We start from the raw sequence: 12843 nt of genomic DNA on the forward strand, positions 1-12843 counted from the left end.
TCTCGCCATTTGAACGAATGGCGGCGCGGGCCAGGCCCTCGGCCTTCATCCCCGTTCTGACCCCTTCTCTCCTTGCGGGAGAAGGAAGAGAGTTGCGTCCGGGTTTGGCGTAACGGCGGTTTAGGCCGTGGCGGCATGAGCCAGGGCATTCACCGCAAGATCCGATCCGACGCCGTGTGGGCCGAAGTGCGCAAGGCGTGGGAGGATGGGGAGACCGCGCGGTCGGTGGCGCGGCGGTATGATGTGGGGGTGCACGCCCTGTGGAAGCGGCGCGAGGCGGAGGGCTGGGCGCGGCCCGAGCCGAAGGCGGGGCCGGTGGAGCCGGCCGAGGGCTGGGGCGCCTATGTGCAGGGGCGGCGCGACGCCTTCGAGGCGCGCCTGGCGGATGCGCGGGCGCTGGCGGAATGTCTGGTCGAGGCGATGAAGGACGAGCGGCTGATGCGGGCGCCGCACTGGCATATTCCGTGGCTGTATCGCTGGCGCGCCGACCATCTGGGCCCCGAGGCGGCGGCGCGGGACCGGGAACGGGCGGTGGAGATGGGGTATGTCTGGGCCGAGGCGTTCTGGGACGAGGACGGGGCGCTGAGGCCGCTTTACCGACTGGATGCAGAGATGGCGCGTCTGCACCCGCAGGAGTGGCGCCGGGCGGTGGGCGTGCCGGAGGGGGTGGAGGTGGGACTCCTTCTTCCCTTGCGGGAGAAGGTGGGCGACCCTCGGGCTTGTCCCGAGGGGAGGTCGGATGAGGGGTTGCACCAGCCCTGACGGTCCACGCCGAACCGACCCCTCATCCGGCCCTGCGGGCTACCTTCTCCCGCAAGGGGAGAAGGAAGAAGTTGAGCGCGGCGGTCTCCATTTCGGCGGCCAAGCTATCCCCTGATCGTTCGTCATCCTCCGGCAAGCCGCGCCGGCTGCCGCGCCCCGGTCGCCACCTGACCATGGATGGCCGATAACCTGACCGAGTGCATGCACGAAGAGGCGGCTCGCTTGCGCGACGAGATCAAGCGTATGAAGAAGATGGACCTGGAGTTCGCCCAGGACATGATGAGCAGCTGAGCCCCTGCGGCGATCGAGACCTGACCCATGATACGTCTTTATGTGACCGGCGACCTGTCGCCCGGCGCCGCCGTCGCCCCGACCCTGGACCAGTCGCGCTACCTCACCCAGGTGATGCGGCTGAAGGCGGGCGACGAACTGCTGGTCTTCAACGGCCGCGACGGCGAATGGCGCGCCGCGATCGCCGAGGTGCTGAAGAAGGGCGTCATCCTGCGCGCCGAGGCCCAGACCCGACCCCAGACGCTCGGCCCGGACCTGGAGCTGATCGTCGCCGTGGTGAAGAAGGCCCGGGTCGAGACCATCGTCGAGAAGGCGGCCGAACTGGGCGCCCGCCGGGTGCGGCTGGTGCTGACGAAACGCACCAATGCGGACCGCATCCGCCTGGACCGGCTGGACGCCATCGCCGAGGAGGCCGCCGAACAGACCGGCCGCCTGGACGTGCCCGCCGTCGAAGACCCGATCAAGCTGGACGCCCTGCTGGACGGCTGGGAGGACGGCCGCCGCCTGATGTTCTGCGACGAGACCGGCGGCGCGCCCGCGATCCGGGCGCTGACCCAGGCGTCTCCTCCGGCCGCCAAATGGGCCATACTGATCGGCCCCGAAGGCGGCTTTTCGCCCGAGGAGGGCGAACGGCTCCGCGCCCTGCCCTTCACCACCGCCGTTTCGCTCGGCCCGCGCATCCTGCGCGCCGACACCGCCGCCATCGCCGCCATGACCCTGTGGCAGGCGGCGGTCGGCGACTGGGACCGCTGAGAGACGCCATTCCTCCTCATTCCTCCCCCCCTTGGGGGAGGGGGACCGCCGCGCCCTTGCGCGGGGGTGGAGGGGCCCGACGCCGCAGCGCCCCTCCGTCTCTCCGCTGCGCTTCCGAGCCACCTCCCCCAGAGGGGGAGGATTTTTGACGTTGCGATCCGTTCCGGAATACGCCCCGCCCCCTTGAGCCTTGCCTCAACCTCGCCCATCTAGCCGCGACAGACGGTCGCTGATGCGCCGAAGGGGACTGACGCATGACCGACAACGCGCCGCTGAGCCGGACCGCCCTGATCGAAGCCATGTCCAAGGGGATCAAGCCCAAGGACCAGTGGCGCATCGGCGCCGAGCACGAGAAGTTCGGCTTCGACAAGACCACCCTGGCCCGCCCCGCCTATGACGGCCCGAACGGCATCAAGGCCATGCTGGAGGGGCTGCAGCGCTTCGGCTGGACGCCGGTCGAGGAGAACGGTTTTCTGATCGGGCTGGAGCGCAAGAACGACGAGGGCTTCGTCGCCTCGGTCAGCCTGGAGCCCGGCGGACAGTTCGAATTGTCGGGCGCCCCGCTCCTGACCATCCACGACATCTGCAACGAGACCGGCCAGCATCTGATGGAGGTCAAACAGGTGGCCGACCAGCTGGGCGTCGGCTTCCTGGGCGTCGGCTTCGACCCTCTGTGGACGCGCGAGCAGACGCCGGTCATGCCCAAGGGCCGCTATGACATCATGCGCGCCTACATGCCCAAGGTGGGGTCGCTGGGCCTGGACATGATGCTGCGCACCTGCACCATCCAGGCCAATCTGGACTTCGATTCCGAAGCCGACATGGTGCTGAAGTTCCGCACCTCCCTGGCGCTTCAGCCGATCGCCACGGCCCTGTTCGCCAACAGCCCCTTTACCGAGGGCCGGCCCAACGGCTTCCTGTCGGCCCGCGCCAATGTCTGGACCGACACCGACCCGGACCGGACCGGCATGCTGGGCTTCGTCTTCGAGGACGGCTTCGGCTTCGAGCGCTACGCCGACTATGCGCTGGACACCCCGATGTATTTCGCCAAGCGCGACGGCCGCTACGTCGACGCCTCGGGCCAGTCGTTCCGTGATTTCCAGGCCGGGAAACTGCCCGCCCTGCCCGGCGACTATCCGACCATCAAGGACTGGAACGACCACCTGACCACCCTCTTCCCCGAGGTGCGGCTGAAGGCCTATCTGGAGATGCGCGGCGCCGACGGCGGCCCGTGGAGCCGGATCTGCGCCCTGCCCGCCCTCTGGGCCGGCGTCCTGTACGACGCGCCGTCGCTGGCGGCCGCCTGGGACCTGGTCAAGGACTGGGACATCGCCGACCACGAGCGCCTGCGCCGCGACGTGACCCGCCTGGGCCTGAAGGCCGAGGTCGCGGGCCGCAGCGTGCGCGACATCGCCGTGGACCTGGTCAATATCGCCAAACAGGGCCTGAAGAACCGGGCGCGCTTCTCGGGCGGCATGGTGGACGAGCGCGGCTATCTGTCCGAACTGGAAGACATCGCCGACAGCGGGATCACCCCGGCTGAACGGCTGCTGGACCTGTACCACGGCCCCTGGGGCGGCGATGTGAAGCGGATTTACGCCGATTTCGCCTACTGATGAAAAGGCGTCCTTAACCCGCAAGCTGTACGGCGTGTCCCATACGGGTAAGCCGAACAATGACCAGCCGCTCGATCGCAGACTCGCTCACGCCTGCCGCGCCCTTTGACGCCCCTCGCAGGGCGCCGGAGCTGGATCTCGACACCTTCTTCGACGTCTCGCTGGATCTGCTGGTGGTGCGCGACATCAACGGGCCCGTGCTCAAGGCCAGCGCCTCCTGGTTCACCGTGCTCGGCTATCGTCCCGAGGCGTTGGTGGGCCGCCTCCTGCCCAGCCTGATCCATCCCGACGACCAGGAGGCGACGCGCGAGGCCATGGCCGAGGTCGTCAGCCGTCGGCCGGGTGATCCCGTTCTGGGCCAGATCAACCGGTATCGCCACCGGGACGGCCGCTACGTCACCCTGGAATGGCGCGCCCAGCGGTTGGGGAACCGGATCTTCGGCGTCGCGCGCGACGTCACCCAGAAGGTCGCGGCTGAGCGCGCCCTGATGGAGGCCAAGGCCGCAGCGGAAGCCGCAAACCAGGCCAAATCCGACTTCCTGGCCAATATGAGCCATGAAATCCGCACGCCGCTGAACGGCGTCATCGGAATCGTCGACGCCCTGTCGAAGACCGACCTCAGCCCAGAACAGGCCGAGATGGTCGCCTTGATCGCGAGTTCGGGCGTGACGCTGGAGCGCCTGGTCTCGGACATTCTGGACGTATCCAAGATCGAGGCCGGCCAGCTGAACCTGGAGACCCGCCCCTTCGACCTGGACGAGGCGCTGGAGGCCGGCCTGGACGTGGCGCGGCTGCGGGCCGAGGCCAAGGGCCTGACCCTGGAGGTGCGGCGCGACGCCGACGCCCGCGGCGTCTTCGTCGGCGACAGTCTGCGAATCCGCCAGATTCTGGACAATCTCCTGTCCAATGCGGTCAAGTTCACTCAGCACGGCGGCGTCCAAGTCGACGTCCGGGTGTGCGAAGACTCCGACGGCCTGACCGTGCTGAGCCTGACGGTGCAGGATACGGGGGTGGGCTTTTCCTGCGACCACGCCGCGCGCCTGTTCGAGCGGTTCACTCAGGCCGACAGCACCGTCACCCGGCGCTTCGGCGGGACTGGCCTGGGTCTGTCGATCTGCCACGCCCTGACGGAGATGATGGGCGGCCGCATCAGAGCCGCCTCGACACCGGGCGTCGGCAGCCGGTTCACGGTCGAAATTCCGTTGCCGCGCGTCAGCAGCCTGGGTGATTACGATGTCCAGACACGCGGCCGGGCGACGCAGATCGCCGCGCCCCTGCCCGCGCTCCGCGTGCTTCTGGCCGAAGATCACCCCGTCAACCAGCGGGTCGTCCAGTTGATCCTGGGCGCGCACGACATGCAGATCGTCACGGTCGACAACGGGCTCCAGGCCCTTGAGGCCTTCCAGAGCCAGGACTTCGACCTGGTACTGATGGACATGCAGATGCCGGAAATGGACGGCCTGACGGCGACACGCGCCATTCGCCGGGTGGAGGCGAGCCGCCGCAGGCGCACTCCCGTCATCATGCTCAGCGCCAACGCCATGGACGACCACCGCCGTCAGGCCCTGGCGGCCGGCGCCGATCTGCACGTCTCCAAGCCCGTCACCGCCGCCGCCCTGCTGGGCGGCATTCAAGCCCTGATGGCCGCCCCTGCGACCGCCTCTGACGTGCGAGCGGGGTAAGGCCCCGTCCTGAGGGACAAATCGGACACATCGGACAGTTCGGACACCCTTTTTCGGCCGATCGTCCCTTGGGGGTGGAAATTGACAAAGTTTGCCAAAGGTCCATCCTCTGCCGCGATAGGGAAGGACCGCCCATGGCTACGATGAACATCTCCCTGCCCGACCCGATGAAGGCCTGGGTCGAGGAACAGGCCCAATCGGGCCGCTACGCCAACGCCTCCGACGTCATCCGCGACCTTATCCGCCGAGAGCAGGTCAAGGCGGAAAAGATCGCCCATTGGCAAAGGCTGATCGCAGAGGCCGACGCCTCTGGCGTTTCCGATCAGTCTCCGCGTGAAGTGATTGAGGAACTGCGCGCCCAGTTGCGCCGCGCCTCCTAATGCTTCGCCTGAGCCGCGAGGCGCGGGCGGACTTGCAGCAGGTCTATTTGCAAGGTCTGGAACTGTTTAGGAGCCGTCAGGCCGATGACTATATCGAGGGCCTGTTCGCAAAACTGGATTTGCTTACGGACTTCCCCCGGCTCGGAGCCGCTCGGCCCGAGTTAAGCGCGGACGCTCACGTGATGTTCTACAAGAGCCATGCCGTCCTCTATCGGATCGACGATGCGGATGTGTTTATCCGACGCATTCGGCACGCGCTTGAGGATTGGCAATCCGATGGCTCTGAGGTCGGATCGAACGACGAAGGGAGCGAACCATGACCCATCCCATCCACATCGGCATAGGCGGCTGGACCTATGAGCCCTGGCGCGGGGTCTTCTATCCAGAGGGCCTGGTTCAAAAGCGCGAACTGGAATACGCCGCCTCGAAACTGACCTCGATCGAGATCAACGGCACCTACTATTCCACCTTCAAGCCCGACTCCTGGCGCAAGTGGCGCGACGAGACGCCGGACGGCTTCGTCTTCTCGGTCAAGGCCAGCCGCTATTGCACCAATCGCAAGGTCCTGTCCGAAGGCGGCGAGAGCTTCGACCGATTCCTGTCGCAGGGGCTGACCGAACTGGGCGACAGGCTGGGGCCGATCAACTGGCAGTTCATGGGGACCAAGAAGTTCGATCCAGAGGACTTCGAGGGTTTCTTGAAGCTGCTGCCGCCCGAGAAGGACGGGGTCCGCCTGCGCCACGCCCTGGAGGTCCGCAATCCGACCTTCGCCACCGAACAGTTCTATGACCTGGCCCGCAAATACGGCGTCGCCATCGTCTACGCCGTCGATGACGAAGAGCCGACCTGGCCCCAGATCGACGAGCCCACCGCCGACTTCTCCTATGCCCGGCTGATGTCCAGCCGCGAAGACGAACCGACCGGCATGACCGCCGACGAACTGTCCGGCGTCGCCGACCAGGTCCGCGCCTGGGCCGAGCGCGGCGAGGTCTTCGCCTATTTCATCTCGGGGGCCAAGGCGCGCAATCCGGCGGCGGCCATGGCTCTGATCGCCCAGCTCAAATAGGGCTGGCCTTGCGGGCGGCGCCTGCGGTGCGCATCTGTCAGCCACGCCCCGAAGCCTGAAGGACTCCCCATGCCGATCGCCACCCGCGCCTTCGCCGCGACCGCCGCCGACAAGCCCCTGGTCCCCTACAGCTTCGAGCGGCGCGATCCCGGCCCGGACGATGTGCTGATCGACATCAAATACTGCGGCATCTGCCATTCGGACCTGCACATGGCCCGCAGCGAGACCGGACCCGCCTCCTATCCCCTGGTGCCGGGCCACGAGATCGCCGGCGTGGTCAAGGCCGTCGGCTCCAACGTCGTCCGTTTCAAGGAAGGCGACCGCGTCGGCGTCGGCTGCATGGTCGACAGCTGCCGCGAATGTTCATCCTGCCGCGAGGGGCTTGAGCAATATTGCGTGCCTGGTTTCACGGGCACCTATGGGGCCAAGGACAGGAAGGGCGGCACGGCCGAGACCATCACCCAGGGCGGCTATTCCGACCATATCACGGTGGATCAGCACTTCGTCGTCACCATTCCCGACAGCCTGCCGCTGGACGTCGCCGCCCCCCTGCTGTGCGCCGGCGTGACGACCTATTCGCCGCTGAAGGAATGGAAGGTCGGACCGGGCTCCAAGGTGGCGGTCATCGGCCTGGGCGGACTGGGCCATATGGCGGTCAAGCTGGCCGCCGCCATGGGCGCAGAGGTCACCGTCCTGTCCACCTCCGACCGCAAGAAGGCCGATGCGGAGCGGATGGGCGCCAAACATTTCCTGATCAGCAGCGACAAGGCGGCGATGAAGGCGGCGGCCGAAAGCTTCGACCTCATCATCAACACCGTCTCGGCGACCCACGAGATCGCCGCCCACACCCAGCTTCTGGCCCGCGACGGGACCATGGTCATGCTGGGGCTGACCACCGAGGGCCTGCCGGTGTTCGCCGTGCCCCTGCTGTGGCGTCGGCGGCGGATCGCCGGCTCTCTGATCGGCGGCATGGCCGAGACCCAGGAGATGCTGAACTTCTGCGCCGAACACGGCATCGTCTGCGACATCGAGACCATCGCCCCGGACCAGATCAATGACGCCTATGAGCGGATGCTGAAGTCCGACGTCCGCTATCGGTTCGTCATCGACATGGCGAAGATGGCGGCCTGACGCGCCTGAACAGGCGTAAAGGCGCCGCAGGGGAAATCGGCCTTTGATCCGCAACCCCTGCGCGGCTACACCTTGAGCGACAGTCCGCAACAGACGGACGCGAGGAAACAAGGACGGACGGATGGCGCGCGTAGCATTGGTGACCGGCGGAACCCGGGGCATAGGCAAGGCGATCGTTCAACGCCTCAGCGAGGACGGCATAAGGGTGGCCGCCGGCTATTCCGGCAATGACGAGGCGGCCCAGGCCACCGCCCGCGCCCTGGGCGTCATGGTGGTCAAGGGCAATGTCGGCAGTTTCGAGGACTGCGCCCGCGCTGTCAGCGAGGTCGAGGCCGAACTGGGTCCGATCGACATCCTGGTCAACAACGCCGGCATCACCCGCGACGGCTTCTTCCACAAGATGAGCCACGACCAGTGGTCCGACGTGATCCGGGTGAATATGGACAGCGTCTTCAACATGACGCGCCAGGTCATCAACGGCATGCGCGACCGGGGCCACGGCCGGATCGTCAACATCTCCTCGATCAACGGTCAGAAAGGTCAGATCGGCCAGACCAACTATTCCGCCGCCAAGGCCGGAATGATCGGCTTCACCAAGGCCCTGGCGCTGGAAAACGCCAGGAAGGGCGTGACCGTCAACTGCATCGCCCCCGGCTATATCGACACCGAAATGGTCGGCGCCATGGACCCCAAGGTTCTGGAATCGATCGTGTCGCAGATTCCCGTCGGCCGCCTGGGCAAGGGCGAGGAGATCGCCGACATGGTGTCCTGGCTGGTGGGCGAGCGTGCTGGATATGTCACAGGCTGCACCCTGTCGCTGAACGGCGGCCAATACCTGGTCGGGTGAACGGGCTTCGCCCAAAATCCGCCGCGTGACGGTTTCATCCATAGTCTCATGATGTTGACGGGATCGGCCTGGGCGAAAAAATCGCCGCGCGGGACTGCGACGGCGCTTGCCGCCGTCGTCGCCCTTGGCCTGTCCGTCGCCGCCCCGGCCGTCCTGCCGGCCGACTGCCACGCCCAGTCGCGCCGCAACCTGCCCCCGTCAGCCCGCTACGTCTCCGGCACGGGTCAGGCCTTCGTGCTGGATGTGACGGGCGCCCGGCCCCTGATGCGGTTCGAGCAGTCGACCGAGATCTGGGTGCTGCGTCCGACCGCCGCGCCGCGCGGCGACATCATCTATCGCAACGACAACGGCGATCAGATTCTGCGCGTCACGCCCGACGGCGGCATGACCCTCTACACCACCGCCGCGCCGCAAGGATCGCCGGTGTCGCGCAACGGCGAGGCCGCGCCCCTTCTGGCGCCGGGCCTGACCGCCGTTCAGCTGTGGAACTACATCGTCCGCCAGAGCGACCGCGCCAGCCGGGCTCTGGGGCGCCTGGTCGTGGTCGATGTCGATATCCAGCCGGGATCGGAGGCGGTGGCCGCCGACGCCCTGTCCACCGCCGTGGACGCCATCGTCCGCATGGCCCGCTCGCCCAATCTTCGGTCCGAAGCCAACCGCATCCGGCGGATCGAAATCGTCGATCAGGGGCGCACCAGCCAGACCGCCTTCAGCCGCGGCACCCTGCGGATCGTGATCGAGCCGCGCGCCGGCGTCGCGGGCCGCCCGTCCTCGGCGCGGATCGTGCGCCTGGTGGCGGACGACGTCCTCAGCCGCTGAAGCCGTCCTTGGCCGCCCGACGCGCGGCGAACTGCTCTGCGTCACCCGCCCGCAGGAAGGGGTTGAACCGCAGTTCCGTCTCGAGGGTCGTGGGCACGGTCGCCTCGCCCCGCGCCCGCGCCTCAAAGATCGCCTCGGCGTGGGCGGCCGTCTCGGGCCGGGGGTCCAGGCTCAGGGTGAAGCGCGCATTGGCGGCCGTATATTCATGGGCGCACCAGATCACCGTCTCCGGCGGCCAGGCCGCCAGGGTCTGAAGGCTGGCCCACATCTGTTCGGGCGTCCCCTCGAACAGGCGGCCGCAACCCAGGGCGAACAGGGTGTCGCCGACGAAGGCCGCCCCCGCCTCCACCGACCGATAGGCGACGTGGCCCAGGGTGTGGCCCGGCGTGGCCGTGACCTCAAACCGGGTCTCGCCCACCGCGACCGTGTCCCCATCGCCGACGACGCGGTCCAGCGGCGCCACGCGCGCCACCTCCTGCGGCCCCACGATCTCGCAGCCCGTCTCGGCCTTCAGCCTTTCGTTGCCTTCTGTGTGATCGGGATGCCAGTGGGTGTTCAGGATCAGGTCCAGCCGCCCCCAGCCCAGGCCGTCCAGCTCTTGCAGGATGCGCGCCGCGTCCGGCGTATCGACCGCCGCGACGGTTCCCGTCGCCCGATCGCGGATCAGAAAGCCGTAGTTGTCGCTGCGGCACGGGAACAGATGAACGTCCAGGGTCATGGCGACGTTCTAGCAGGACGGACCCCGGCGGCCTATGGTGGCGACATGCGGCGCAGCATCGACGAGCTTCGAACCTTCTACGGCGAGCCGACCGGCGCCCTGGCTCGTCGACTGCTGGCGCGTCGGCTGGAGGACGCCTGGGGCGAGGCGACAGGCTGCGACGTTCTGGGCCTGGGCTACGCCACCCCCTGGCTGGACGCCTTCGTCGGGGCGCGACGGGTCGTGGCGGCCATGCCCGGCGGCCAGGGGGTCGAACACTGGCCCAGCGTCGGCCGCAACCGCAGCCTGCTGGTCGATGACCGCCGCCTGCCTTTCGCCGCCGGCGCCTTTGACCGCATCCTGCTGGTCCACGCCCTGGAAGAGGCCGACGACCCGACGGCCCTGCTGCTGGAGGCGGTGCGCGCCCTGGCGCCGACCGGCCGCATCATCCTGGCGGCCGCCGCGCGGGGCGGGCTGTGGTCCCGCGCCGAAAACACCCCCTTCGGCCACGGCCGACCGTTCACGCGGGGCCAGTTGGAACGGCTGGTCCGCGAGGCGGGGCTGGAGCCGACGGCCTGGTCTCAGACCCTCTATGTTCCGCCCTGGTCGCCCCTGCTGCCCCTGGCCGACGGTTTCGAACAGGTCGGCCGTCGGATCGCGCCGGGCGCGGCCGGTCTGATCCTGCTGGAGGCGTCGCGTCAGGCCTACGCCCGCATCCGCCCCAGCGGCAAGGCCCAGCGCGTCCCGGCCAAGGCGGCGCTTGCGCCTCAGCCTGCCGCCTCCGTCTCGCACGACGGGCCGCTCGGCTGATCGCTTCTGACGGGGAGTTGACGTCGTTCCATCTGGTCGCCGCCTGCGAACGGCCTTATGGCGAAGCCCCATGCATCGACTGATCCTCATGCGGCACGCCCAGGCCGAGCCGAACAGCCCGTCCGGCGGCGATGAAGCCCGCCCCCTGTCCGCCGTCGGACGCAACGAAGCCCTGCTGATGGGGCGGGCCCTGGCTGAGCGCGGGCTGAAGCCCGATCTGGCCCTGGTATCCTCGGCGGTCCGCACCCGCCAGACCTGGGAGCAGATGCATGACGCCTTCGGCGATGTGGAGGTGCGCGACGAGCCGCGCCTGTACAACGCCCCCGCCGACGTCCTGCGCGGCTTCGTCGAGGCCAGCGAGGAAGAGGCCGGCTGTCTGCTGGTTCTGGCCCACAATCCGGGGGTCCATGCGCTGGCCGGCGACTATCTGTCGGAAAGCGCGGCCTCGCCCGCCATTCTCGATCGCCTGGCCGGGGGTTTTCCGACCGGGGCGGCGGCCCTGTTCACCGTCGATGCGGCCGGGCGCTGCACCTACGAAGGCTTTCTGACCCCGCGCACCCTGGGCGGGGCGGCATGACCGTCGCCTACAAGATCCTGACCTCGGACGACTGGCGCCGCGCAGTGGCGGAGGGTCGCTACGAAGGCTCCGTCGTCGATCTGGCCGACGGCTACATCCATATGTCGACGGCCGATCAACTGGTCGAGACCGCGCGCCGCCACTACGCTGGTCAGGCCGATCTGATGCTGCTGACGATCGATCTGGCGCTGCTCGACGAAGCCCTGGTGTGGGAGCCGTCGCGCGGCGGCGCCCTGTTTCCCCATCTCTACGCCCCCCTGCCCGTCGCCGCCGTCACCGCCAGCCGCCCCTTCGCCGTAGCCGAGGACGGGGCCATGCGGTTCGAGGATGCGGCATGAACCTGTTCGACGGCTTGGCGGCCGGCCTGCGCCGTCTGGACCCGGAAACCGCGCACCGGCTGGCGATCCAGGGTCTGGCCCTGGCGCCCCTGCCCGCCGCCCCGGTCGATGATCCGATCCTGCACACGACAATCGCCGGCCTCGACCTGCCCAATCCGATCGGCCTGGCGGCGGGATTGGACAAGAACGGGGAGGCGCTGGGCGGCCTGTCGCGGCTTGGCTTCGGCTTTGTGGAATGCGGCTCGGTCACGCCACGGCCCCAGCCCGGCAATCCCCGGCCGCGGCTGTTCCGACTGCAGGAAGACCAGGCGATCATCAATCGCATGGGCTTCAACAACGCCGGGCTGGACGCCTTCGCCGCCCGGCTTGAGCGACGCCCCCAGGGCGTCGTCGTCGGCGCCAATCTGGGCGCCAACAAGGATACGGAGGACAAGGCGGCCGACTATGTCGCCGGGCTTCAGCGCCTCGCGGGCCGGGCCGCCTATTTCACGGTCAATATCTCCTCGCCCAATACGCCCGGCCTGCGCGCCTTGCAGGGGCGGGACCAGCTGGACGATCTGCTGGGTCGGATCGAGGCGGCCCGGCCGACGGCCCGGTCCGACCGCGCGCCGGTCTTTCTGAAGATCGCGCCGGACCTGGTCGCAGGCGAGATCGGCATGATCGTCGAGGCCGCCCTGGCCCATCGGATCGACGGGCTGATCGTCTCCAACACCACCCTGGAACGCCCCGAAACCCTAAGCTCGCCCCAGACCGGAGAGAGCGGCGGCCTGTCGGGTCTTCCCTTGCGTCCCTTCGCCGAAAGGGCGCTGCGGGCGGCGGCCGAGGCGGCGCAAGGCCGTCTGCCGCTGATCGCCGTCGGCGGGATCGACAGCGGGGCCGAAGCCTATGCTCGCCTTCGCCTGGGGGCCTCGGCGGTGCAGATCTATTCCGCCCTGATCTATCAGGGACCGGGATTGGTCGGCGCGATCAAGCGCGACCTGGCCGCCCGCCTGCGCGCCGACGGGTTTTCCACCGTTTCCGCCGCCGTGGGATCGGGCCGTTGACGGAGCGTTAGTTTCGATCTGCGCATCCTGT

15 protein-coding genes are annotated in these 12843 nt (G+C 68.3%); 14 read left to right on the top strand and 1 reads right to left on the bottom strand.

The window, feature by feature from the left end:
- Window positions 1-135 precede the first annotated feature (135 nt).
- The 10 genes from BSP_RS15340 (at window position 136) to BSP_RS15385 (ending at window position 9347) form a co-directional block, all read left to right on the top strand.
- Window positions 136-762 carry a hypothetical protein gene (locus BSP_RS15340; RefSeq protein ID WP_152950903.1) on the top strand — a complete coding sequence of 209 codons (627 nt, stop codon included), beginning with the start codon at window positions 136-138 and terminating at the stop codon, window positions 760-762.
- Window positions 763-1080: 318 nt separating this feature from the next.
- Window positions 1081-1806, top strand: coding sequence for a 16S rRNA (uracil(1498)-N(3))-methyltransferase (locus BSP_RS15345; RefSeq protein ID WP_152950904.1), 726 nt, complete (start codon window positions 1081-1083; stop codon window positions 1804-1806).
- A 254-nt stretch (window positions 1807-2060) separates the two neighbouring features.
- Complete coding sequence (locus tag BSP_RS15350) at window positions 2061-3422, top strand: glutamate--cysteine ligase (RefSeq protein ID WP_152950905.1); 1362 nt, start codon at window positions 2061-2063, stop codon at window positions 3420-3422.
- 59 nt (window positions 3423-3481) lie between these two features.
- A complete protein-coding gene (locus BSP_RS15355; protein ID WP_152950906.1) occupies window positions 3482-5104 on the top strand; it encodes an ATP-binding protein in 1623 nt (540 codons plus the stop codon).
- 134 nt (window positions 5105-5238) lie between these two features.
- A complete protein-coding gene (locus tag BSP_RS15360) occupies window positions 5239-5484 on the top strand; it encodes a type II toxin-antitoxin system ParD family antitoxin (protein WP_054766571.1) in 246 nt (81 codons plus the stop codon).
- The gene (locus BSP_RS15365; RefSeq protein ID WP_152950907.1) at window positions 5484-5804 is read left to right on the top strand and encodes a type II toxin-antitoxin system RelE/ParE family toxin; all 321 of its coding nucleotides are present in this window, start codon (window positions 5484-5486) and stop codon (window positions 5802-5804) included. The genes BSP_RS15360 and BSP_RS15365 overlap by 1 nt, the downstream gene beginning before the upstream one ends.
- Window positions 5801-6550: a DUF72 domain-containing protein gene (locus BSP_RS15370; RefSeq protein WP_152950908.1), complete on the top strand. Its 750-nt coding sequence runs from the start codon at window positions 5801-5803 to the stop codon at window positions 6548-6550. Before BSP_RS15365 ends, BSP_RS15370 begins: the two co-directional genes overlap by 4 nt.
- A 69-nt stretch (window positions 6551-6619) precedes the next feature.
- A complete protein-coding gene (locus tag BSP_RS15375; protein WP_152950909.1) occupies window positions 6620-7681 on the top strand; it encodes an NAD(P)-dependent alcohol dehydrogenase in 1062 nt (353 codons plus the stop codon).
- Between the two features lie 121 nt (window positions 7682-7802).
- The gene (gene phbB, locus BSP_RS15380) at window positions 7803-8528 is read left to right on the top strand and encodes an acetoacetyl-CoA reductase (RefSeq protein ID WP_054766575.1); all 726 of its coding nucleotides are present in this window, start codon (window positions 7803-7805) and stop codon (window positions 8526-8528) included.
- Between the two features lie 48 nt (window positions 8529-8576).
- On the top strand, window positions 8577-9347 hold the full coding sequence (locus BSP_RS15385) for a DUF4908 domain-containing protein (protein WP_054766576.1): 771 nt from the start codon (window positions 8577-8579) through the stop codon (window positions 9345-9347).
- Here the strand turns inward: BSP_RS15385 and gloB are convergent.
- Complete coding sequence (gloB, locus tag BSP_RS15390) at window positions 9337-10065, bottom strand: hydroxyacylglutathione hydrolase (RefSeq protein WP_152950910.1); 729 nt, start codon at window positions 10063-10065, stop codon at window positions 9337-9339. The two genes, BSP_RS15385 and gloB, sit on opposite strands and share 11 nt — an antisense overlap.
- A 45-nt stretch (window positions 10066-10110) precedes the next feature.
- Here gloB and BSP_RS15395 point away from each other — a divergent pair, with 45 nt between their 5' ends.
- The 4 genes from BSP_RS15395 to BSP_RS15410 all read left to right on the top strand — a co-directional run bounded on the left by BSP_RS15395 (window position 10111) and on the right by BSP_RS15410 (window position 12812).
- Window positions 10111-10854, top strand: a complete 744-nt coding sequence (locus tag BSP_RS15395; protein ID WP_152950911.1) for a class I SAM-dependent methyltransferase — start codon at window positions 10111-10113, stop codon at window positions 10852-10854.
- 70 nt (window positions 10855-10924) lie between these two features.
- Window positions 10925-11431, top strand: a complete 507-nt coding sequence (locus tag BSP_RS15400; protein ID WP_054766579.1) for a histidine phosphatase family protein — start codon at window positions 10925-10927, stop codon at window positions 11429-11431.
- Window positions 11428-11769 (top strand): DUF952 domain-containing protein, encoded by a 342-nt coding sequence (locus BSP_RS15405; RefSeq protein WP_152950912.1) that lies wholly within the window; start codon window positions 11428-11430, stop codon window positions 11767-11769. Before BSP_RS15400 ends, BSP_RS15405 begins: the two co-directional genes overlap by 4 nt.
- The gene (locus BSP_RS15410) at window positions 11766-12812 is read left to right on the top strand and encodes a quinone-dependent dihydroorotate dehydrogenase (RefSeq protein WP_152950913.1); all 1047 of its coding nucleotides are present in this window, start codon (window positions 11766-11768) and stop codon (window positions 12810-12812) included. The genes BSP_RS15405 and BSP_RS15410 overlap by 4 nt, the downstream gene beginning before the upstream one ends.
- Window positions 12813-12843 lie beyond the last annotated feature (31 nt).

The sequence above is a fragment of the Brevundimonas sp. Bb-A genome (genome assembly GCF_009394735.1).
GTDB classification, from domain to species: Bacteria; Pseudomonadota; Alphaproteobacteria; order Caulobacterales; family Caulobacteraceae; genus Brevundimonas; species Brevundimonas aurantiaca.

Excerpts from the sequence above, each read along its gene's own strand:
- phbB (WP_054766575.1), top strand. The coding sequence starts at position 7,803 with ATGGCGCGCGTAGCATTGGTGACCGGCGGAACCCGGGGCATAGGCAAG.
- BSP_RS15360 (WP_054766571.1), top strand. The coding sequence starts at position 5,239 with ATGGCTACGATGAACATCTCCCTGCCCGACCCGATGAAGGCCTGGGTC.
- BSP_RS15375 (WP_152950909.1), top strand. The coding sequence starts at position 6,620 with ATGCCGATCGCCACCCGCGCCTTCGCCGCGACCGCCGCCGACAAGCCC.
- BSP_RS15345 (WP_152950904.1), top strand. The coding sequence starts at position 1,081 with ATGATACGTCTTTATGTGACCGGCGACCTGTCGCCCGGCGCCGCCGTC.
- gloB (WP_152950910.1), bottom strand. The coding sequence starts at position 10,065 with ATGACCCTGGACGTTCATCTGTTCCCGTGCCGCAGCGACAACTACGGC.
- BSP_RS15405 (WP_152950912.1), top strand. The coding sequence starts at position 11,428 with ATGACCGTCGCCTACAAGATCCTGACCTCGGACGACTGGCGCCGCGCA.
- BSP_RS15410 (WP_152950913.1), top strand. The coding sequence starts at position 11,766 with ATGAACCTGTTCGACGGCTTGGCGGCCGGCCTGCGCCGTCTGGACCCG.
- BSP_RS15385 (WP_054766576.1), top strand. The coding sequence starts at position 8,577 with ATGATGTTGACGGGATCGGCCTGGGCGAAAAAATCGCCGCGCGGGACT.
- BSP_RS15395 (WP_152950911.1), top strand. The coding sequence starts at position 10,111 with ATGCGGCGCAGCATCGACGAGCTTCGAACCTTCTACGGCGAGCCGACC.
- BSP_RS15365 (WP_152950907.1), top strand. The coding sequence starts at position 5,484 with ATGCTTCGCCTGAGCCGCGAGGCGCGGGCGGACTTGCAGCAGGTCTAT.
- BSP_RS15340 (WP_152950903.1), top strand. The coding sequence starts at position 136 with ATGAGCCAGGGCATTCACCGCAAGATCCGATCCGACGCCGTGTGGGCC.
- BSP_RS15350 (WP_152950905.1), top strand. The coding sequence starts at position 2,061 with ATGACCGACAACGCGCCGCTGAGCCGGACCGCCCTGATCGAAGCCATG.
- BSP_RS15370 (WP_152950908.1), top strand. The coding sequence starts at position 5,801 with ATGACCCATCCCATCCACATCGGCATAGGCGGCTGGACCTATGAGCCC.
- BSP_RS15400 (WP_054766579.1), top strand. The coding sequence starts at position 10,925 with ATGCATCGACTGATCCTCATGCGGCACGCCCAGGCCGAGCCGAACAGC.
- BSP_RS15355 (WP_152950906.1), top strand. The coding sequence starts at position 3,482 with ATGACCAGCCGCTCGATCGCAGACTCGCTCACGCCTGCCGCGCCCTTT.